General features: G+C 46.5%; 22 protein-coding genes. 21 read left to right on the forward strand and 1 reads right to left on the reverse strand.

The features are described from left to right. From AMS66_RS33625 to AMS66_RS10285, 13 genes are all read left to right on the forward strand, one after another. On the forward strand, positions 1-684 hold a 684-nt coding region (locus AMS66_RS33625), incomplete at its 5' end, for a prephenate dehydrogenase dimerization domain-containing protein (RefSeq protein WP_236703320.1). A 730-nt stretch (positions 685-1,414) separates the two neighbouring features. After that, the gene (locus AMS66_RS10230) at positions 1,415-2,008 is read left to right on the forward strand and encodes an RNA polymerase sigma factor (protein WP_053780698.1); all 594 of its coding nucleotides are present in this window, start codon (positions 1,415-1,417) and stop codon (positions 2,006-2,008) included. Beyond that, positions 2,005-2,640: an anti-sigma factor family protein gene (locus AMS66_RS10235; RefSeq protein ID WP_053780699.1), complete on the forward strand. Its 636-nt coding sequence runs from the start codon at positions 2,005-2,007 to the stop codon at positions 2,638-2,640. Before AMS66_RS10230 ends, AMS66_RS10235 begins: the two co-directional genes overlap by 4 nt. A gap of 40 nt (positions 2,641-2,680) precedes the next feature. Next, a complete protein-coding gene (locus AMS66_RS10240) occupies positions 2,681-3,280 on the forward strand; it encodes a histidine phosphatase family protein (RefSeq protein ID WP_053780700.1) in 600 nt (199 codons plus the stop codon). 236 nt (positions 3,281-3,516) lie between these two features. After that, positions 3,517-4,635 carry a hypothetical protein gene (locus AMS66_RS10245; protein WP_053780701.1) on the forward strand — a complete coding sequence of 373 codons (1,119 nt, stop codon included), beginning with the start codon at positions 3,517-3,519 and terminating at the stop codon, positions 4,633-4,635. A 44-nt stretch (positions 4,636-4,679) separates the two neighbouring features. Then, positions 4,680-5,186, forward strand: coding sequence for a gamma carbonic anhydrase family protein (locus AMS66_RS10250; protein ID WP_053780702.1), 507 nt, complete (start codon positions 4,680-4,682; stop codon positions 5,184-5,186). Positions 5,187-5,209: 23 nt separating this feature from the next. Next, a complete protein-coding gene (locus tag AMS66_RS10255; RefSeq protein ID WP_024630643.1) occupies positions 5,210-5,389 on the forward strand; it encodes an IDEAL domain-containing protein in 180 nt (59 codons plus the stop codon). Between the two features lie 163 nt (positions 5,390-5,552). Then, positions 5,553-5,975, forward strand: coding sequence for a DUF2487 family protein (locus AMS66_RS10260; protein ID WP_053780703.1), 423 nt, complete (start codon positions 5,553-5,555; stop codon positions 5,973-5,975). Positions 5,976-6,168: 193 nt separating this feature from the next. Further along, a complete protein-coding gene (locus AMS66_RS10265) occupies positions 6,169-6,711 on the forward strand; it encodes a QcrA and Rieske domain-containing protein (RefSeq protein WP_053780704.1) in 543 nt (180 codons plus the stop codon). A gap of 15 nt (positions 6,712-6,726) precedes the next feature. Then, positions 6,727-7,398 (forward strand): menaquinol-cytochrome c reductase cytochrome b subunit, encoded by a 672-nt coding sequence (gene qcrB / locus AMS66_RS10270; protein ID WP_017687726.1) that lies wholly within the window; start codon positions 6,727-6,729, stop codon positions 7,396-7,398. Between the two features lie 21 nt (positions 7,399-7,419). Further along, positions 7,420-8,301, forward strand: a complete 882-nt coding sequence (locus AMS66_RS10275) for a menaquinol-cytochrome c reductase cytochrome b/c subunit (RefSeq protein WP_053780705.1) — start codon at positions 7,420-7,422, stop codon at positions 8,299-8,301. Positions 8,302-8,414: 113 nt separating this feature from the next. Then, on the forward strand, positions 8,415-9,041 hold the full coding sequence (locus AMS66_RS10280; protein WP_053780706.1) for a DUF1405 domain-containing protein: 627 nt from the start codon (positions 8,415-8,417) through the stop codon (positions 9,039-9,041). A gap of 66 nt (positions 9,042-9,107) precedes the next feature. Then, positions 9,108-9,977, forward strand: coding sequence for a sporulation protein YpjB (locus AMS66_RS10285; protein ID WP_053780707.1), 870 nt, complete (start codon positions 9,108-9,110; stop codon positions 9,975-9,977). Between the two features lie 104 nt (positions 9,978-10,081). On the opposite strand, the gene AMS66_RS10290 is transcribed toward AMS66_RS10285, so the two are convergent. After that, positions 10,082-10,951 (reverse strand): YitT family protein, encoded by an 870-nt coding sequence (locus tag AMS66_RS10290; RefSeq protein WP_053780708.1) that lies wholly within the window; start codon positions 10,949-10,951, stop codon positions 10,082-10,084. 173 nt (positions 10,952-11,124) lie between these two features. Between AMS66_RS10290 and AMS66_RS10295 the strand changes: the two genes are divergently transcribed. The 8 genes from AMS66_RS10295 to AMS66_RS10330 all read left to right on the forward strand — a co-directional run bounded on the left by AMS66_RS10295 (position 11,125) and on the right by AMS66_RS10330 (position 17,674). Beyond that, complete coding sequence (locus tag AMS66_RS10295) at positions 11,125-11,454, forward strand: nucleotide pyrophosphohydrolase (protein WP_024630636.1); 330 nt, start codon at positions 11,125-11,127, stop codon at positions 11,452-11,454. Positions 11,455-11,506: 52 nt separating this feature from the next. Further along, positions 11,507-12,031 (forward strand): tetratricopeptide repeat protein, encoded by a 525-nt coding sequence (locus AMS66_RS10300; protein ID WP_236703321.1) that lies wholly within the window; start codon positions 11,507-11,509, stop codon positions 12,029-12,031. Positions 12,032-12,119: 88 nt separating this feature from the next. After that, complete coding sequence (gene dapB / locus AMS66_RS10305; RefSeq protein WP_053780709.1) at positions 12,120-12,923, forward strand: 4-hydroxy-tetrahydrodipicolinate reductase; 804 nt, start codon at positions 12,120-12,122, stop codon at positions 12,921-12,923. 11 nt (positions 12,924-12,934) lie between these two features. Continuing rightward, on the forward strand, positions 12,935-13,375 hold the full coding sequence (gene mgsA / locus AMS66_RS10310; RefSeq protein WP_024630633.1) for a methylglyoxal synthase: 441 nt from the start codon (positions 12,935-12,937) through the stop codon (positions 13,373-13,375). Then, on the forward strand, positions 13,372-14,073 hold the full coding sequence (gene bshB1 / locus AMS66_RS10315; RefSeq protein ID WP_053780710.1) for a bacillithiol biosynthesis deacetylase BshB1: 702 nt from the start codon (positions 13,372-13,374) through the stop codon (positions 14,071-14,073). Before mgsA ends, bshB1 begins: the two co-directional genes overlap by 4 nt. A 96-nt stretch (positions 14,074-14,169) precedes the next feature. After that, positions 14,170-15,330, forward strand: a complete 1,161-nt coding sequence (gene bshA / locus AMS66_RS10320) for an N-acetyl-alpha-D-glucosaminyl L-malate synthase BshA (protein ID WP_053780711.1) — start codon at positions 14,170-14,172, stop codon at positions 15,328-15,330. Between the two features lie 81 nt (positions 15,331-15,411). Next, entirely contained in the window at positions 15,412-16,710 is a 1,299-nt protein-coding gene (locus AMS66_RS10325) for a CCA tRNA nucleotidyltransferase (protein WP_236703323.1), read from the forward strand. Continuing rightward, positions 16,697-17,674 carry a biotin--[acetyl-CoA-carboxylase] ligase gene (locus tag AMS66_RS10330; RefSeq protein WP_053780712.1) on the forward strand — a complete coding sequence of 326 codons (978 nt, stop codon included), beginning with the start codon at positions 16,697-16,699 and terminating at the stop codon, positions 17,672-17,674. The genes AMS66_RS10325 and AMS66_RS10330 overlap by 14 nt, the downstream gene beginning before the upstream one ends. Positions 17,675-17,688 lie beyond the last annotated feature (14 nt).

Below are 17,688 nucleotides of genomic sequence, written 5' to 3' on the forward strand. Positions count from 1 at the left end.
TTCGAGAATGCATACTATGTCTTGACCCCTTCAGAACAGGTACCTGAGGAAGCTTATGACAGGTTATCTGATCTTCTTGCGTATACACGTGCCCAGATTGTTCGTGTAGAGCCGCTGCTGCACGATGACATTGTGGGAGCGATCAGTCATTTGCCACATGTTATTGCAGTTGCGCTGGTGAACCAGGTACGCGAATATAATGAATCGAACCCTTTGTATAAAATGCTGGCTGCAGGCGGTTTCCGGGATATTACCCGGATTGCCTCCAGTGATGCCATTGTATGGAGAGATATCCTGCTTAGCAACCGTGAGGTGCTGCTGGGCTTGCTGAAGGATTGGAACGGCCAGATGAAGGCTTTCACTGAAATGCTGGAGCAACAAAATGGTGAGGGCATTGAGGAGGCGTTCCGTCAGGCACGGGAGTTCCGTAGTGTGCTGCCAGAACGACGGAAAGGCATGATCTCGTCGTTGTTTGATCTTTATACGGATGTGCAGGATGCGCCGGGGATGATCGGCAAGATTGCTACCGAGCTTGGGGCGAATGATATTAACTTAAGCAACATGGAGATTATTGAGAACCGGGTCGATGTGCCGGGCATTATGCGTTTGTCGTTCCGGCAGGAAGAAGAAATGGAACGTGCCAAAACGTTGCTGGATTCCCTTGGGTATCAAGTGTGGGTTTAGGCTTTTGGAAGAGGGCGAAAGCCCTCTTTCTTTGTGTTGAAAACCAGTTGTTACAGTACATAACCTAAAAAAGGACAAAAAAAAGACCGCTTACATAAGCGGCCATTGCTCACGTGGAGCAATACAGTTATTGGATAGGAGTGGAGAGAAACCATACTGTACTTTTATTATATGTATACGTTTTCATTTTGTCAACACTTTGAGTAAAATTGTTTAAAATAATTATAACATTCGTAAATTAAGGAAATATAATCCTTGCATAAAGTGGGATAGATCTTCATTTAGACAATTGCTTGATGATCGGAAATAAAGTTGAATGGTGCATTTGAGAAAAATATATTATAACGAAATTCTTCTGAAATTTTAAATTAATTCTTTAATCACACAAACTTTTTGAGGCCTTCGTTCGTCCAATATAAGAGTGGCTTCACAAAAGGGATCAAATTGAAGTCATGGACGAGAAAATAGCCGCATAATAATGACTGGTCGGGCTTCAATGGAAGCCATGGATTTGCCAGGATGATGCAGACCGTTGTACAATAAATACTGTTAATGTAGAAACGTTGGGGAAATTGCCATTACATAGGGGAATTTGGCGGGAAGGCCTGTTTTGGCGCTGAACGCTGTTTTATGCGGTGAAAACCGCAACTTTTTTGTGCCTGTTCGGTAATACATGGATAGAGTCGAACGGGGAGAAGCACATGGATGGGCGAGGAGGGGTCGCACTCAAATGACGGATTCCCAGTTGATTCGAGAGATCAAGGAAGGTAACCTGGAGTTATATTCCGAGCTGATGAGTCGTTATCAGCGTAAAATACTGGCTTTCGTATATCATATGTTGAAAAGTTCTAATATGGAGCTGCTTGCGGAAGATCTCTGTTCTGAGACTTTCTATAAGGCGTTCCGCAGTTTGCACTCATTCCGAGAGGTGGATGCCTCGTTCTCAACCTGGTTATATACCATTGCGAGAAATACGGTACTGAGTGAGCTTCGCAAACAGCGTAGTGGGAGTGTTCCACTTGAAGAGAGTGGTATTGTACCTGTTGCTCCTTCTGAGAATGCGCCAGAGCATGCTGTATTGCGCAGTGAGCGGGTGATGCTGGTTAGGGATGCAATTAACAATTTACCGGAGAAGCAGCGTTCTGCCATTATACTCCGTGAGTATGATCAACTAGACTACCAGGAGATTGCAAATATTCTTGGGCAGAGCGTCAGTTCTGTGAAATCGTTATTGTTCAGAGCAAGGTCAAGCGTAAAAACTCAATTGGAACCTTATTTCTTCGAACCGGTCTACGAGCCATATGAAGGGATGAAGAACAGATGAATTGCAATGAAGCCCAGGAACTGTTTGCACTGGTCTGGGACTTGCCGGAAGCTCATCCTCAGCGGATTGCATTTCATGCTCATCTCGCTGGTTGTGAAGATTGCTCGCAGCAATTTGAGATTTGGGAAGAAGCTCAAATTCTGCTGCACAGTATACCGGTCCCAGTGACAGAACAACAGGCAGAGAAAGTGAACCGTAATGTTATGGACCGGATCTATGCGGAGTCTCCATGGCTACTGCCGGAAGAGGCAAAGGTTAATCGTTTCTCTGCTGTGATCCGCAAGCATATGTCTTTGTGGATTGCTGCGTTCCTGGCAATTTTCTTATGCAGCTTTCTGTACATGGCGATGTTTAAGCCAGACGTAACGGAAGCTGAGCAGACCACCGTGGTCTCTACAGGTATTTTGGAGACAGGGGTAGCGGGCAGTGAGCCTTCTTCCTCTGGATTGTACAAGTACAACATGACGGGAGCGGACAGAGGGAGTATTATTGAGCCCTTCGTTGTGAGCATGGGACCAGCGTATCCTCAATACTGGATGGCGTTGTCATTGCTTGCAATAGGTATGGCTCTGTTCTCTCTTGGACGTATGCATCGTACAACGAACAAACGCAAACAAGGGGCACGTGCTTAGGTAAAGATTTCGTTCACCGTATAGAGAAATGAGGGATGAGATGCGGATTGGGCTTATTCGTCACGGTCTAACAGACTGGAATGCGGCAGGACGTATTCAGGGACAAACAGACATACCTCTGAATACGGAAGGTCGTGAGCAAGCTGAGCGTCTGGGTAGACGTCTGCTTACCGAAGAGTATCGCTGGGACCACATCATTACAAGCGGGCTGTCCAGGGCTCAGGAGACGGGAGAGATTATCTCCGGGCTATTAAATGTTCCTCTGCTGGAGCCGGATGCACGCTTGAAGGAGCGGGCCTTTGGTCAAATTGAAGGTCTGACATCCGAAGAGCGTGTTGCTCGCTGGGGCGCTTCTTGGGAGACGCTGGATTTGGGTCAGGAACAGATTGCTGATATACAGACACGTGCTTTAGGCTTTCTGGAGGATTTGTGGGAGGCATATCAGGACAAAAATGTGCTGATTGTCTCTCATGGCGCTTTCCTTGCGAATCTGCTGTCAGCTTTGTATAAAGACCGCTATACGGAACGAATTGGAAACCTGTCGCTTACGATCCTGGAGAAGGAACGTGAAGATTGGAGTCCATTGCTCTATAACTGTACACGACACCTTTCATTGGATCTGGCAAAACAACCTGAGTAATCGACTCAGGTTGTTTTTTTGCGTTAAAGTCGGTTGAAACGTCCATTCTATATGATTTTGAACCTCTCATTCTTCTTCTGAGCAGTCAACTTCGGGCATAGTATGATTAAAACATAAAAGATTTGCAAAAAAGAGGTTTAGATCATGGGAATTCCGTCAACGATGTTTACAAAACCAAACTACTCCAGGCCCCGAAGCATCAGCCAAAAAGTAGTCAAGGGCGAGGCGATGGACCCATGAATCTAGCGGATATGCTTACTTTTGCCGATATCGGCCAGCTTAACCGAATAGCAGACTATTACCAATGCGAGTGTAAGCCCAATTCCAAACATGAACTCATCCAGAGTATTCTCACTACATTGGGCAGCAGACCTTTTTTTGAGCAGCAGGTTCGCGAACTAAATCAGGTAGATCTGAGATTTTTGAACAACTTGTTGTTTGATACCCGCCAATACTTCGGTATGGAGGAACTTGTCGCCATTGCTCGTCAGTCGATGGATAAAAAAGATAGCGAGGCTGGAGCCAGTCCACGTGATCTTATCGTACGCTTCACGAAGAGTGGATGGTTGTTCAATGGTACAACCCAACAGACCAGATACCTGTATCAGGTGCCTCAGGATCTGCAATTGAGATTTCGGGATGTGTTAGCCACTCACCTGAAGGCAGGCATTGCACAAACGAGCGAGCCTCCCGTTTACAGGGATGAATACCATCTACTTGCTGATGATCTCAGACTGTTTCTGCAATTCGTCCAGCAGCATGAAATAGCATTAAATGCAGAAGGTATGATGTACCGGCGTTCTCAGCAGCAGATCATGGAACATTTGCATGTGAGTGAGGCGCTGGTGGGTAAAGCCGGATGGAGATTCGGTTATGGGCGTTCGTTCAAAGACTACCCCGACCGATTTGCGTTCATCTATGACTACGCTTTTCATCATCGTCTGGTCCGGGAGGAGCAGGGCACGCTAAAACTATCACCTTTAGGTGAAGACAAGCTGGGGGCAGAGAAAACAGCTGAGATGATACAGCTATTTCGGTTTTGGTTAAGACTTTATAAAGGTGCTATTCCAAATCTGTCCTCCATTGTGTACTGGACAGGGGAATGTGCAGCTGGCTGGTCCACAGCAGAGTCTTTGTTCCGCCAGATTGGTCCCTACATCCAGCCGTTCTATTATGACACTGCAGAGACGATTTATGACAACAGGATACTTAAAATGATGCTGCATCTGGGCATGCTTCGCATTGGAGAACATGCAGATGGGCGAACAGTACAAATGACAGCATGGGGTTCACGCCTTGCGTCATCCTGTCGTTCCCTGTCCGGGGATATCACCCCCGTTATGTTTGACAAGTGAAGGACAAGTTGCTAAAATCACTCCCAAATTAAGGAGTGATACTTATGATAATTCCATACAAAGGTATGCAACCAAAGTTACATCCTTCGGTATATATGGCTGAAGGCGCCAAACTTATAGGTGATCTGACAATAGGTGAAGAATCTACGATCTGGTTCAATGCTGTACTACGCGCCGATCTGGCACCCATTGTGATTGGACGGCGCTGCAATATACAGGATAATGTTGTTGGGCACGTCAATATGGATCAACCTTTGATTTTGGAGGACGATGTCTCGGTAGGTCATTCTGCGATCATCCATGGATGTCGTATCGGAACAGGTTCACTGATTGGTATGGGCGCTATCCTTCTCAATGGAGCCGAAATTGGTGAATATACGCTGATCGGGGCCGGTTCTGTTGTTACTGAAAATACTAAAATTCCGCCCTATACCCTTGCTTTGGGCACACCAGCCAAAGTGATACGTGAGTTGACTGATGCAGATCTTGAGCGGATGTCGAGAACTACACTAGGTTATGTTGCCAAAGGAAAGGAGTATAGGAGCTCTTAAATCCGTTTTGGAGGTGCATCCTATTGGATAAAATGAAAGTTACGTATGAAGTCATGTTGGGGCTGGCTGCTGAGATGGTGTGGGACGACGCGCTTCGTAAACAGCGCAGCGAGAAGCTGTATATGGAAATCGATAAGGCATTGGCTACCGGAGACGAAGTAGCTTTCCGGAATCTGACGGATGAACTGAAGGCCATAAACTGATGAGCATGTAAAAATAAATATATAACACAGGAAATGCGTGAAACACGCATTTCTTTTTTTTGTTCAACATCTTTCTTACATGGAAAAGTATGAATCTCTGGATTTATAATATACGCTAATATATAATATGGGAATAAAATGGATAGAGAGGGGAATTAGGGAATTGAAATTCAGTGAGATGACTCAAGACAGCTGGGCGGAACTGCAACTCTATCTGGATACATGCCTTATTCCATACACAGCCCTGACGGGAAAGCAGTCTCCGGTTGAAACAACCGAGGCGTTGGAGCGGCTTAGAGATTTTTTGGATCTGGTGGAGATTCCTTTTAAAGGACGTATCATGACTTACCCTGCATTTCATTATGCGTGTCCAGATATGTCAATGGCATTAAATACCTTATCCAAACAACTCAAATCCTCCGGTTTCAAATATGTGGTTATAATGTCATCTGATGGTGTGTTGGAACAGACCCAAATGACTTCTGCAGATTTGGTATTAAGCCGTTCTGTTTTAGTTCAAGAGGTGGGAGAAGAGGGGGTTTCGCGTTTTGTCGGGGAAAAAATACGTGAGTTATGGAAAAGATGACCTACATGTGACAAATGTGACAATTTACCAACATTTTTTTAATAACGCTTACAAATGAACCTTAAAAATGTGTGACAAATTCTTGACGGTGTTCTAGGGCTACTATATGATTATGTATGTTCTAGTAAGTCGTGGAATTTCTGATAATGAAAACGATTGAGAGAGTTGGCTGAAAAAGGGGGTTGGAGACAGTATGAGCAGTGAGCATGACCAGCACGAAGCTTCGATGAAATTGCCAAGCCGCATGGAAATGTCACGCAGGCAGTTTTTGACGTACACGCTTGGTGGAGCTACAGCCTACATGGCCGCCGGTGCAATACTCCCCATGGTCCGTTTTGCGGTGGACCCAATTTTGCAGCACAAGGGAGAAGGCACCTCTGTCAAAGTAGCGGAAATCAGCAAAATTACGAATGAACCTCAAGAATTTACGTTTGAACTGAAACAGCAAGATGGTTGGTATTTAAGCAATGCTTCGTTAATCGCCTGGATCAGGAAAGATGAGCAAGGCAAAATCTATGCGCTTTCACCCATTTGTAAACATTTGGGCTGCACCGTAGGTTGGAACAGTGATAAGCAGTATCCCGATGAATATCATTGTCCGTGCCATGGCGCGCATTATACCAAAGAAGGAAAGAACCTTGCCGTAGCCCCGAAGCCGCTCGATGAGTATGTGGTTAAGGAAGATCAGGGTTGGGTTTATCTGGGCGACATTGTTCCGAACACCCGAGTCAAATAGGAGGCGTGAACGCAGATGTTTAAAAATGTCTATGACTGGATTGACGAGCGTCTCGATATCACGCCAATCTGGAGGGACGTTGCGGATCATGAAGTTCCAGAGCACGTAAACCCGGCTCATCACTTTTCCGCATTCGTGTACTGCTTTGGTGGATTGACGTTCTTTATTACTGTTATTCAAATTTTGTCAGGGATGTTCCTGACCATGTATTATGTTCCTGATATTATTAATGCTTACGCCAGTGTCGAGTATTTGCAGACCAAAGTAGCCTTCGGCCAAATTGTACGCGGGATGCACCATTGGGGAGCCAGTTTGGTTATCGTTATGATGTTCTTACATACGATGCGTGTGTTCTTTACCGGCTCTTACAAAGCACCACGCGAGATGAACTGGGTTGTCGGCATGCTGATCTTTTTTGTCATGCTGGGTCTGGGACTTACCGGGTACCTGTTGCCTTGGGATAACAAAGCCTACTTTGCAACCAAGGTTACTCTGGAGATTGCGAATACGGTTCCTTGGCTGGGACCGATCATTAAGGAATTCCTGCAAGGCGGAACAATTGTAGGTGCACAAACGTTAACAAGGTTCTTTGCCCTGCACGTCTTCTTCCTTCCGGCTGTGCTTCTGGTGCTTCTGGTCGGTCACTTTATTATGATCCGCAGACAGGGCATTTCGGGACCACTATAATCTGAGAAGGGAGGAATCGACATGGCTCACGGACACAAGTCAGATGACCAGGAAAAGATTATCTTCGTCGGGGATTCACGCGTCCGTAAAGGAGCGGGGTTTATAACTCCACCGGATTACACGGCGTATCCCGGCAAATCAGAGGCTTTTATTCCTAACTTCTTGCTGAAGGAATGGATGGTTGGTGTCGTTGTACTGGTTGGTATTCTGGTATTAACGATTTCGGAACCTGCACCACTGGGCTACCCGGCCAATCCAAGTGCATCGGTTATCCCGATGCCAGACTGGTACTTCCTTTTTCTGTATCAGTATTTGAAATACCCATATGCCTCAGGTGATTATGTCCTGCTCGGGGTACTTGGAGTCAGCGGAGTTGCTTTCGGCGCTTTGTTACTGGCCCCTTTTCTGGATACAGGCAAGGAGAGACGGTTCTACAAACGTCCGATTGCATCATCACTGATGATTTTGTCGGTGATGGCCGTATTCTACCTGACCAATGTTGCGTGGACACACTACGAGCATGAGTTGGAAGCAAGCGGTAAGAAGCCGGAACATATTCAGCGTGAAGAAGAAGCGCTTGAGAAACACGCGCAGGGTCTTCCTACGTCGAATGCGCCAGGTCAAAAAGAAGAAGTGGCGATCGTTGAGAAGGATGACCCTGCAATGGAAACCTTCAAAAAGGCCGGATGTATCGGATGTCATGCGGCTGATATGAAGGGCGCAACTGGACCTTCGCTTCGAGGCGTAGGTGACAAACACAGCCAGGAAGAGATTCTGACCATTATCAAAGAAGGCTACAACGCAATGCAGCCTCAGTACAATAATGCCATCGCTCAAGGTGTTACGGATGAAGAGATCACTCATCTGACCGAATGGCTTGCGAAACAGAAGGCAGAACAGTAAAATCGAAATAAGCAATGAAACCTGATCGTTTATGCGGTCAGGTTTTTTTTGAGGCGTTTTTCGCAACATCATTTTTGTAACACAAAATACATATGATGGAAGGGGCAGAGCATGTGGCTTTATCGTACTTTTGGAGCCGGGAATTTCTAACAAATCGTTATTTCCTGTGGCTTTTGTTTTGGTGTAATGCATTAGGAACAGTATACGGATACATATGGTACGGGGATCAATTGGAGTATACGCTGGCACAGCAACCACTGTGGCAGATTGTGTTTGTGCCGGACAGTCCCACAGCGAGTTTGTTCTTCACGTTATCTTTATTGTGGGTATTGTACAAGCCAAAATCGATGGTCCTGAATCGGATTGGACATGTCCTACAAGCTCTTGCTGTGGTCACTTCGGTAAAGTACGGTATTTGGGCGGTGTCAATTATTTTTGCAGGCTGGATGCAGGGGGGCTCACAAAATTGGCAGGATTGGATGTTAATTGCATCACATAGTGCTATGGCTATTGAAGCGCTCTTGTATGTGCGTTTCTTTGGGTTCCGTTGGGGGGCTCTGGTAATTGCTGCTTTATGGACGCTGCTAAACGATACGATGGATTATACCTATGACATTTTCCCTTGGCTGCCCGCATCGCTGATGGACCATCTGGATGGTGTACGCAATTTCACCGTCGGATTGACACTAGTGAGCATTCTATGCGCGTGGCTTGCACTGAGACAGGCCAAACGGGCCTGAATTCATAACGCAAGCTTGTTCTAAGGAACTCTCTCCTGCCATACATTGATGGTGGGAGGGATGTCCATGAAGAGAACGTTCAGGATCGAAACTGGATTCATGGTGGTGTCGTTCATGACTCTGCTGTTCTGGACGAACTTGTCATACAGCGTATCTGCGGAAAGTACAGGTGCAAACGGAAATACAGATCAGCAAGTATCTGCCCGAAATTCAATAGAGCAATTAAATGAAGAAGCGGCCCTGCTGTATCGACATGCCCTGGAGAATGATATCGAAGAGGTTAGAGGCAGTATTCTGAGAATTAGTAAAGGTCTGGAGCATATATCCTTTGAGGGTCAGACGACAGTAGAAGGCATTCATGCCCTATCCGAGACCATTGTTGAAGTGAAAGAAGCTGCCGTTAGGGTGAAAAGTGATGATGCTTCTCTCCAGCAGGCCTCTGCAAAACTTCGACTTGCGGCGGACAGTCTCGCCAACCCAGCCAAACCTTTATGGCTCCAGTATTATAAAATCGTAAAAAATGATATTGATGCGCTATCAATCGCGGCAGATCAGAAGTTAAGCGCGGCGATAATCGCAAGTCGCTACGCCTTACTGGAGGAGCATTACGAGACCATCCGGCCTGCGGCGATGATCCGTCGTGAACCTTACGAGATCGCCCAGTTGGATGCCTGGTTGTCTCATACGAAGGGTTTGACTGCTGCCAAGCAGACGGACATCGCACAATTGAAGAGCATGGTAGCCCATGGTGAAGAGTTGGTAAACCAGCTGTTTGGTCGTGAAAAGGATGAGAGCGCCTTTGTGCCGTTTGTTCAAGGGCCAAACCGGAGAGCAGCCGGATTGCTCATTAGTTCCGTAATCATCGCAGTGCTAAGTTATGCGGGTTACCGTAAGTATCGAGCCCAGCAGCAAGGGATTTTTCCTTTCCGGCGTTAGATCCTTTTTCCATACGATATGACAAAGACCTCTATCTACAAGAAAGGCCATTCCAATGGCTCTTCTCTTGTAGATAGAGGTCTTCTTTTTGTAGTGATACAACCTCAGGTTTCCTTAAACCCTTCTCCATGCACATCATGGACATCGCTAATAATAACAAAAGCTCTGGGATCGACCGAACGCACAATTGTCTGCAAACGTCTGAATTCCTGCCTGGAAATGACACAGTAAGCAACATGCTTGGCCTGTTTCGAATAAGCGCCAATGGCGGGAATGAGCGTTACACCGCGATCCATATCACGAGTAATCAAATCCGCAATCTCGGGTGCGTGGTCACTGATGATCATAAATGCACGGGCCGAATACGCTCCTTCCTGAATAAAGTCGATTACTTTAGATGCAATAAATACAGCTACAAGGGTATACAGTATTTTTTCTTTGGGAATGTAGACGAGGGAGATGCCTATAATGATGAAATCGATACCTAGCAGCACACGTCCCATACTCCAACCATACTTTCGATTGAGAATGCGAGCAATAATGTCAGAGCCTCCTGTCGTTCCGCCCCAGCGGAATACGATTCCAAGGCCTGCCCCCAGTGTAACCCCGGCGTAAAGCGCCGCGAGTAAAAGGTCATTCTCTGTATGTAGCGGTTCGATCCAGCCGAGATGAATCATTTTTTCAAATAACCAGAGGAACAACGTAAGCGCTCCAATACCCACGCCTGTATAGATCATCTGTCTGCCGCCCAAAATCTTGAGCCCCACCAGAAAGAGTGGAATGTTAACAACCAAGGTTGTAAGCGAAGGAGAGATGTTGAACGCATAATTTAGCAGGACCGTAATCCCGGTTACGCCGCCTTCCATGAGCTGGTTAGGGATGATGAAGTACAGAAGTCCAAAGGCATATAATGCCGTACCCAAAAGGATGGGGAGAATCAATTTGAATTGAACCCAGGTTTTGGAAGTGCTCATAAGTTCCCTCTCCATTTTACAAATTAGAATGAGAAAGCAATCATTCCCATCTTAGTATACCTGTTTATTGATTCTTTAAAAATGATTTGTCGTTTATGATGGTGGAAGTGAATCTAAATAACTGATATATTAGGAACAAATACGACATAATTTCAAAAGGAGAATCCGTTCTCATGGAGAAAAGCATTGCAGAAATGCAGCGTGAGGTTGATCTGTATATTTCCCAGTTCAAAGAAGGATACTTCAGCCCGCTGGCCATGCTCGCCCGTATGTCTGAAGAGGTGGGAGAGCTTGCAAGGGAAGTGAATCACGAGTTCGGTGAAAAACCGAAAAAATCTTCCGAAGCAGACAATTCCATTGAGCTTGAGCTCGGGGACATTTTATTTATCACGATTTGTTTTGCTAACTCTCTCGGGATCGACCTGGCAGAGGCGCACGACAAAGTCATGCATAAATTTAACACACGCGATGCAAATCGGTGGACGCCAAAAAACACCGATTAGGCGTAGATTACATATGCTGTACCATCACCTCAATGGGGGAGGGACAGCTTTGATGATGAAACCGGAAGAGTATATGCAGCATGCTTACCGCTGTATTTTGCAAAATGATTTTGAGCAGGCGATTCGTTGGTTCGAATCTGCCATTGATGCTCACCCGGAACATGCGGAGCTCTATTATCGTTGTTCCATTACACATGCCCGCAGTCAACACTTGGCTCCAGCGCTTGAATATGCGCGTAAGGCTGTTGAACTGTCACAGGGGATAGAGGAATATGTTTTGCATTTACAGACCCTGGAAGCCAAACAGATAAGCCTTCAGGCCAAGGTGTTGCTTGAGCAGGCCGGAGACGGAACACATGAACGATATGTGCAGGCGGCCGATCTGCTAAAACAGGCAGTTAAACTTGACCCGTTATATGTGGAAGCGCATATCATGCTTGCTCTTGCTTACAGCGATCTGAATGAGTTCGACCTTGCAACCCGGTCCGTTCGTGACGCATTGTTGCTGGACCCGCAGAATGATCAACTGCATCTATTGTTACAGGAAATTAAGCAGCGTATGAAATCCATTCAGTAAGATGCCATTTCATAACGGGATGGAAATCGTTTGAACTGGATTCAACCAATTGAACCAAGAACCAACATAGTGAGGAGATGCAGTCAAGATGAGTGAAGTAATAAGAGTTGCCGTAATCGGAGCGGCTGGCCGGATGGGCCGTGAAGTAGTGAAACTGGTGCTTCAAGATCCTGAACTGGAGCTCGCCGCAGCGGTCAACCGCTCCGGAGTAGGCACGGATGCCGGAACACTTGTCGGTCTGCCCGAATGTGGGGTGCTTTTGACCGATGATATCGAGATGGCTTTTGCAGAGACTAAACCACAGGTTATGGTGGACTTCACAGTCCCTCAATATGCCTTTGCCCATACAGAGATTGCCATTCGTCACGGAGTAAGACCTGTTATGGGTGTTACCGGCTTTACGCCGGAGCAGATCGAACAGCTGGACAAGCAGTGTCAGGACAAAGGCATTGGAGGGTTGATTGCCCCGAACTTCTCAATCGGTGCTATTCTGATGATGAGATTTGCCGCACAGGCTGCCAAACATATGCCGAATGTGGAGATCATCGAATATCACGGGGATCAGAAGCTGGATGCTCCTTCGGGTACAGCAATTAAAACAGCCGAGCTAATTGCAGCAAACCGTGAGGAACTTCGTCAGGGCAATCCGAATGAAGAAGAGACGATCGAAGGATCGCGTGGCGGATATTATAATGGATTCCGAATTCATAGCGTACGGTTGCCGGGAGTATTCGCCCAGCAGGAAGTGGTATTTGGAGACTTTGGCCAATCCCTAAAAATTCGTCATGACTCCTATGAGCGTGCAGGTTATATGCCTGGTGTTAAGATTGGTGTACAGAAGGTTATGGAATATACAGGACTCATCTATGGATTTGATCACTTTATCGACTAAAGGAGATTGTCATGTTGAAAATTGCATTTATTGCCCATGATCGCAAAAAAGAAGAGATGGTTAACTTCGTGACAGCCTACGAAAATGTATTTACAGACCATCAACTATACTCGACAGGTACAACGGGTCTTCGCATTATGGAAGGAACCTCATTACAGATCCATCGGTTTGAATCCGGTCCACTGGGCGGGGATCAACAGATCGGAGCCTTGGTTGCACAAAATGAGATGGATCTGATTATTTTTCTGCGTGATCCATTGATGGCACAGCCCCATGAACCAGATATTAACGCTTTGCTGCGTCTGTGCGATGTACAGGGGATTCCGCTTGCCACGAATATTGCAACTGCGGAGATTCTAGTTAAAGCGTTGGATCGCGGTGATTTTGGCTGGAGAGAGCTTGTACATAAATACAAGCCTGAGGGTGGATTGAATTCGGGTGATGCTCAATGAGTCTGGACATTCTCATATTTGGTGCACACGCGGATGATGCAGAGATTGGGATGGCAGGAACGATTGCCAAACATACTGCAGCGGGACTGAAAGTAGGCGTGTGTGATCTGACCCGGGCAGAGATGTCTTCCAACGGGACAGTAGAGCGCAGAGCCGAGGAAGCGGAGCAAGCCTCCCGCGTCCTCGGTCTTTCGTGTCGAAGCAATCTCGGTTTGCCTGATCGGGGGCTGTATATCACTCCTGAACACATAGAGGTTGTGACTGCCGAGATACGCCGTCATGCGCCTCGAATCGTGTTTGCGCCATATTGGGAGGATCGCCATCCGGATCATGTGATGTGCAGCAAGCTGGTGCAGGAGGCTGTGTTTAATGCCAAGCTTAGAAACTATAAGCCAAACATGCCCGCAGTTCAGGTGAAAGAATTGTATTTTTACTTCATTAACGATATCGGACCAACGGATTTGATTGTGGATATTACGGAACACTATGAGCAGAAAGAAAATTCATTGCTTAGTTATCGTTCCCAGTTCGAATTAGGAGAAGGCGCAGTTGCCACTCCTTTGACTCAAGGATATATCGAACGTGTGAGAGCCCGGGATTCTTTGCTTGGACAACGGAGTCTTATTCCTTATGCAGAAGGATTCGCTAGCATTACACCTTATGTAGTTCATCAATTTGGCCAAGCAGCCAAGTCATAAAACGATCGAACTTGCTCGTATAAATCAGTTATCAATTGCATTTCCGTTGCATTACATCAACCTGCACACGCGGGAGATTAAAGGAGCGTCCACCGGATGGATCAAAAGCTAAAAATTGGTATTACCTGTTATCCGTCCCTCGGAGGGTCTGGCGTTGTCGCAACGGAGCTGGGCAAATTGCTTGCCGAACAGGGTCACCAGGTTCACTTTATTGCCAATAGTATCCCGTTCAGACTGGGTACATTCCAGAAAAATATTTTTTATCATGAAGTTGAGGTCAACGATTATTACGTCTTCCGCTACCCACCGTATGATCTGTCATTGGCCACGAAGATGGCTCAAGTAGCCAAAGCACAGAAATTGGATCTGCTACATGTACATTATGCAGTGCCACATGCGGTGTGTGCCTTTTTGGCAAAACAAATGGTTGGTGAGGATTTAAAGGTGGTTACAACGTTACACGGAACAGATATTACCGTACTGGCACAGGATGAGTCTTTGAAGGATTTGATTCGACTAGCCATTAACGAGAGTGATGCTGTTACAGCAGTATCCCAGGATTTGATTCGTGAAACAATTGATTTGCTGGATATTAGACGTCCAATCGATCTGACCTATAACTTTATTGATAAAAGAATTTATTATCCACGTGATGCAGCCAGTCTGCGTAGAGACTTCGCAGCTCCTCACGAAAAAATACTGATGCATATCTCCAACTTCCGCCCTGTGAAGAGAACACAGGATGTGGTGGAGGTGTTCCGTCAGGTACAGGAACAAGTACCTTCCAAACTGTTATTTGTTGGAGAAGGACCGGATTTGCCGAAGATTCAATGGAAGATTAATGAGCTTGGGCTGAATGACAAGGTTCATTTTCTAGGTAAGCAGGATGATATTGCCCAAGTCATTTCGATGGCTGATGTGCTTATGCTGCCGTCGGAGAAGGAGAGCTTCGGACTTGTGGCACTTGAAGCCATGGCTTGTGGTGTACCTACCATTGGATCACAGGCAGGGGGTATCCCTGAACTGGTCTTGCACGGCAAGACCGGATTTTTGTCTCCAATCGGCGACACGCAATCGATGGCGGAGAACACGATTCGGTTGTTGACAGACAACCGTTTGGCAGCGGATTTTAGAGAAGCGTGCTTGAAACGGGCACACCATGATTTCTGCAATGATGCCATTCGTCATGAATATGAACAAATATACTACCGGGTGCTGGGACGTGAAGTTCCGAATCTGAAGCCGGTTTGTGGCTGATAGTCAGATAGGATTGTTCCATCTTGGAAATATATCTGTGTAAAGCACACCAAGCAACACGTAGTTATGAGGTGAGAGTAAGTGGTTCAATGGACACAGGTAGATCCCGAAATGGCAAGACAAAGTGAGCAAGTGCTGCGGACATTAAATGAAAAAGGGTACGAAGCCTATTGGGTCGGTGGTTGTGTGCGTGATGAACTGCTGGAACGCCGCGTGGATGATATGGATATCACCACGTCTGCTTCCCCTGAGCAAGTCATGGAACTGTTCGCAGATTGTATTCCTACAGGCCTCCAGCATGGAACGGTTACTGTTCGTTCAGGAGGCTTTTACTTTGAAGTTACGACATTCCGCACTGAATCCGAATATAAGGATAATCGAAGACCCGCTGCCGTTCATTTTGTGCAGGATGTCAAAGAAGATTTACAGCGGCGTGACTTCACAATGAATGCTCTAGCTATGGATCGAGACGGAAATATCGTTGATCCTTTTAGTGGACAATTGGATATTCAGGATGGACGGGTTAGATGTGTGGGATCGGCGGCAGAGCGCTTTGGTGAAGATGCGCTGAGGATGCTTCGGTGTGTTCGTTTTGCTTCGGTATTTGATTTCAAAATCGCCTACAACACCTGGAAAGGGCTAGTTCGACAAAAGGATCTGCTTCAACATATCGCCATGGAAAGAGTACGTACCGAAATGGTGAAAATGATGGCAGGCCCACATCCGCTGCGGGGTCTGGAACTGCTGTTTCGCAGCCAGGCGCTGGAGCATGTAAAGACACCAATCTTCATGGAGCGATTCAATAAAGCCCTCATGTCCAATATGGAACAATTAATAGAAGAGAACATTTTATTACGCTGGTCCATGATGCTGATTGCCGGCCATTATACCAAGGATGAAGCAGATGCTTTACTTCGAAAATGGACGTTTTCTAATGACGATCGTTCCCGCATCAATGGAGTTCTCCAGGTCGAACAATTGATTCAGGCTGTCGTACAGGAGCAGAAGGACGAAGAGACACTGCGATCAGAGTGGATCGTAACTGTGCTTACTTGCGGACGTCAGGCAACAGAGGACTGGCTCGTCATTCAACGATTGCTTCCAACAGGTTGGCGAGATCAAGAATTTCTGCACGAAGAACAGATTGTGGTAGTACAGTGCCGAGGTGCGGCATGGAGTCAATCCATGAAGGTGCATGAACTGAAAGATCTGCATATTACGGGTGAGAACGTTTTGCAGCTACTTGGACGTAAGGGTGGACCATGGCTGGGACAACTGATGAAATATCTTTTAAGAGAGACTGCGATCGGAAATATAGCGAATCAGCATGACATGCTGACCAACGAAGTAAAGCGGGTGGCTGCAGATGACAAAGCATGAGGAACTGTTACATATGTTACTGAATGCAGAAGGAGAGTTTGTGTCTGGTGAAGAGATCAGTCGCAACCTGTCCATTAGCCGAACGGCCGTGTGGAAGCACGTAAACAAACTGCGTGACATGGGTTATGAGTTTGAAGCCGTATCTCGCAAAGGGTATCGCTTGGTCACGAAACCGGACAGTATCGATGCCACTGCGCTTCAGCTGGCACTGGAAACGACTGTGTTTGGTCGGAAGGCTATCATTCTGAATTCCACGTTGTCCACCCAAGGTGACGTTCAGCACATGGCTGAACAGGGGCAGGGCGAAGGAGCAGTGGTTCTGGCGGAAGAACAAACGGGTGGAAGAGGCCGCTTTGGGCGTAAATGGTTCTCTCCACCTGGGAGGGGCATCTGGATGAGCGTTCTAATGCGTCCGGAGCTTGCGCTTCAAAATACACCACAGCTTACATTATTGACGGGTGTGGCGGTGTGTCGCGCCATTCGATCATATACAGGCGCAGATGCTGGAATCAAATGGCCTAATGATCTTTTGATTGATGGTCGGAAGGTATGCGGAATTCTGCTTGAATCAACCGTTGAAGATCACGAAGTACGTTATTGTGTAGCGGGCATCGGCGTAGATGTGAACTTCGATCCCAAGGATTATCCCGACGATTTGATATCAATCGCCACTTCACTTAAGATGGAGATCGGACAAAACATAGACCGAACCAAACTTGCAGCGGCCATTCTATCTGAATTGGAGCGTTTGTATTTTTTGTATCAAAAGGAAGGCTTCGGTGTGATCTCTTCGCTCTGGGAAGCTTTGTCCGTATCCATGAATCGTGAGATTAAGGTGGCTAATCCACAGGGCATCATCGAAGGGACAGCAATAGGCCTTGATCCTTCTGGTGCATTGATTTTGGAGAAAAAAAACGGTGAGCGTATCTCGGTTTACTCTGGTGAAGTTTCATTGGTGAATTAAACAATTTGTCGAAT

The organism is Paenibacillus xylanivorans, from assembly GCF_001280595.1.
In the GTDB taxonomy this organism is placed as follows: domain Bacteria; phylum Bacillota; class Bacilli; order Paenibacillales; family Paenibacillaceae; genus Paenibacillus; species Paenibacillus xylanivorans.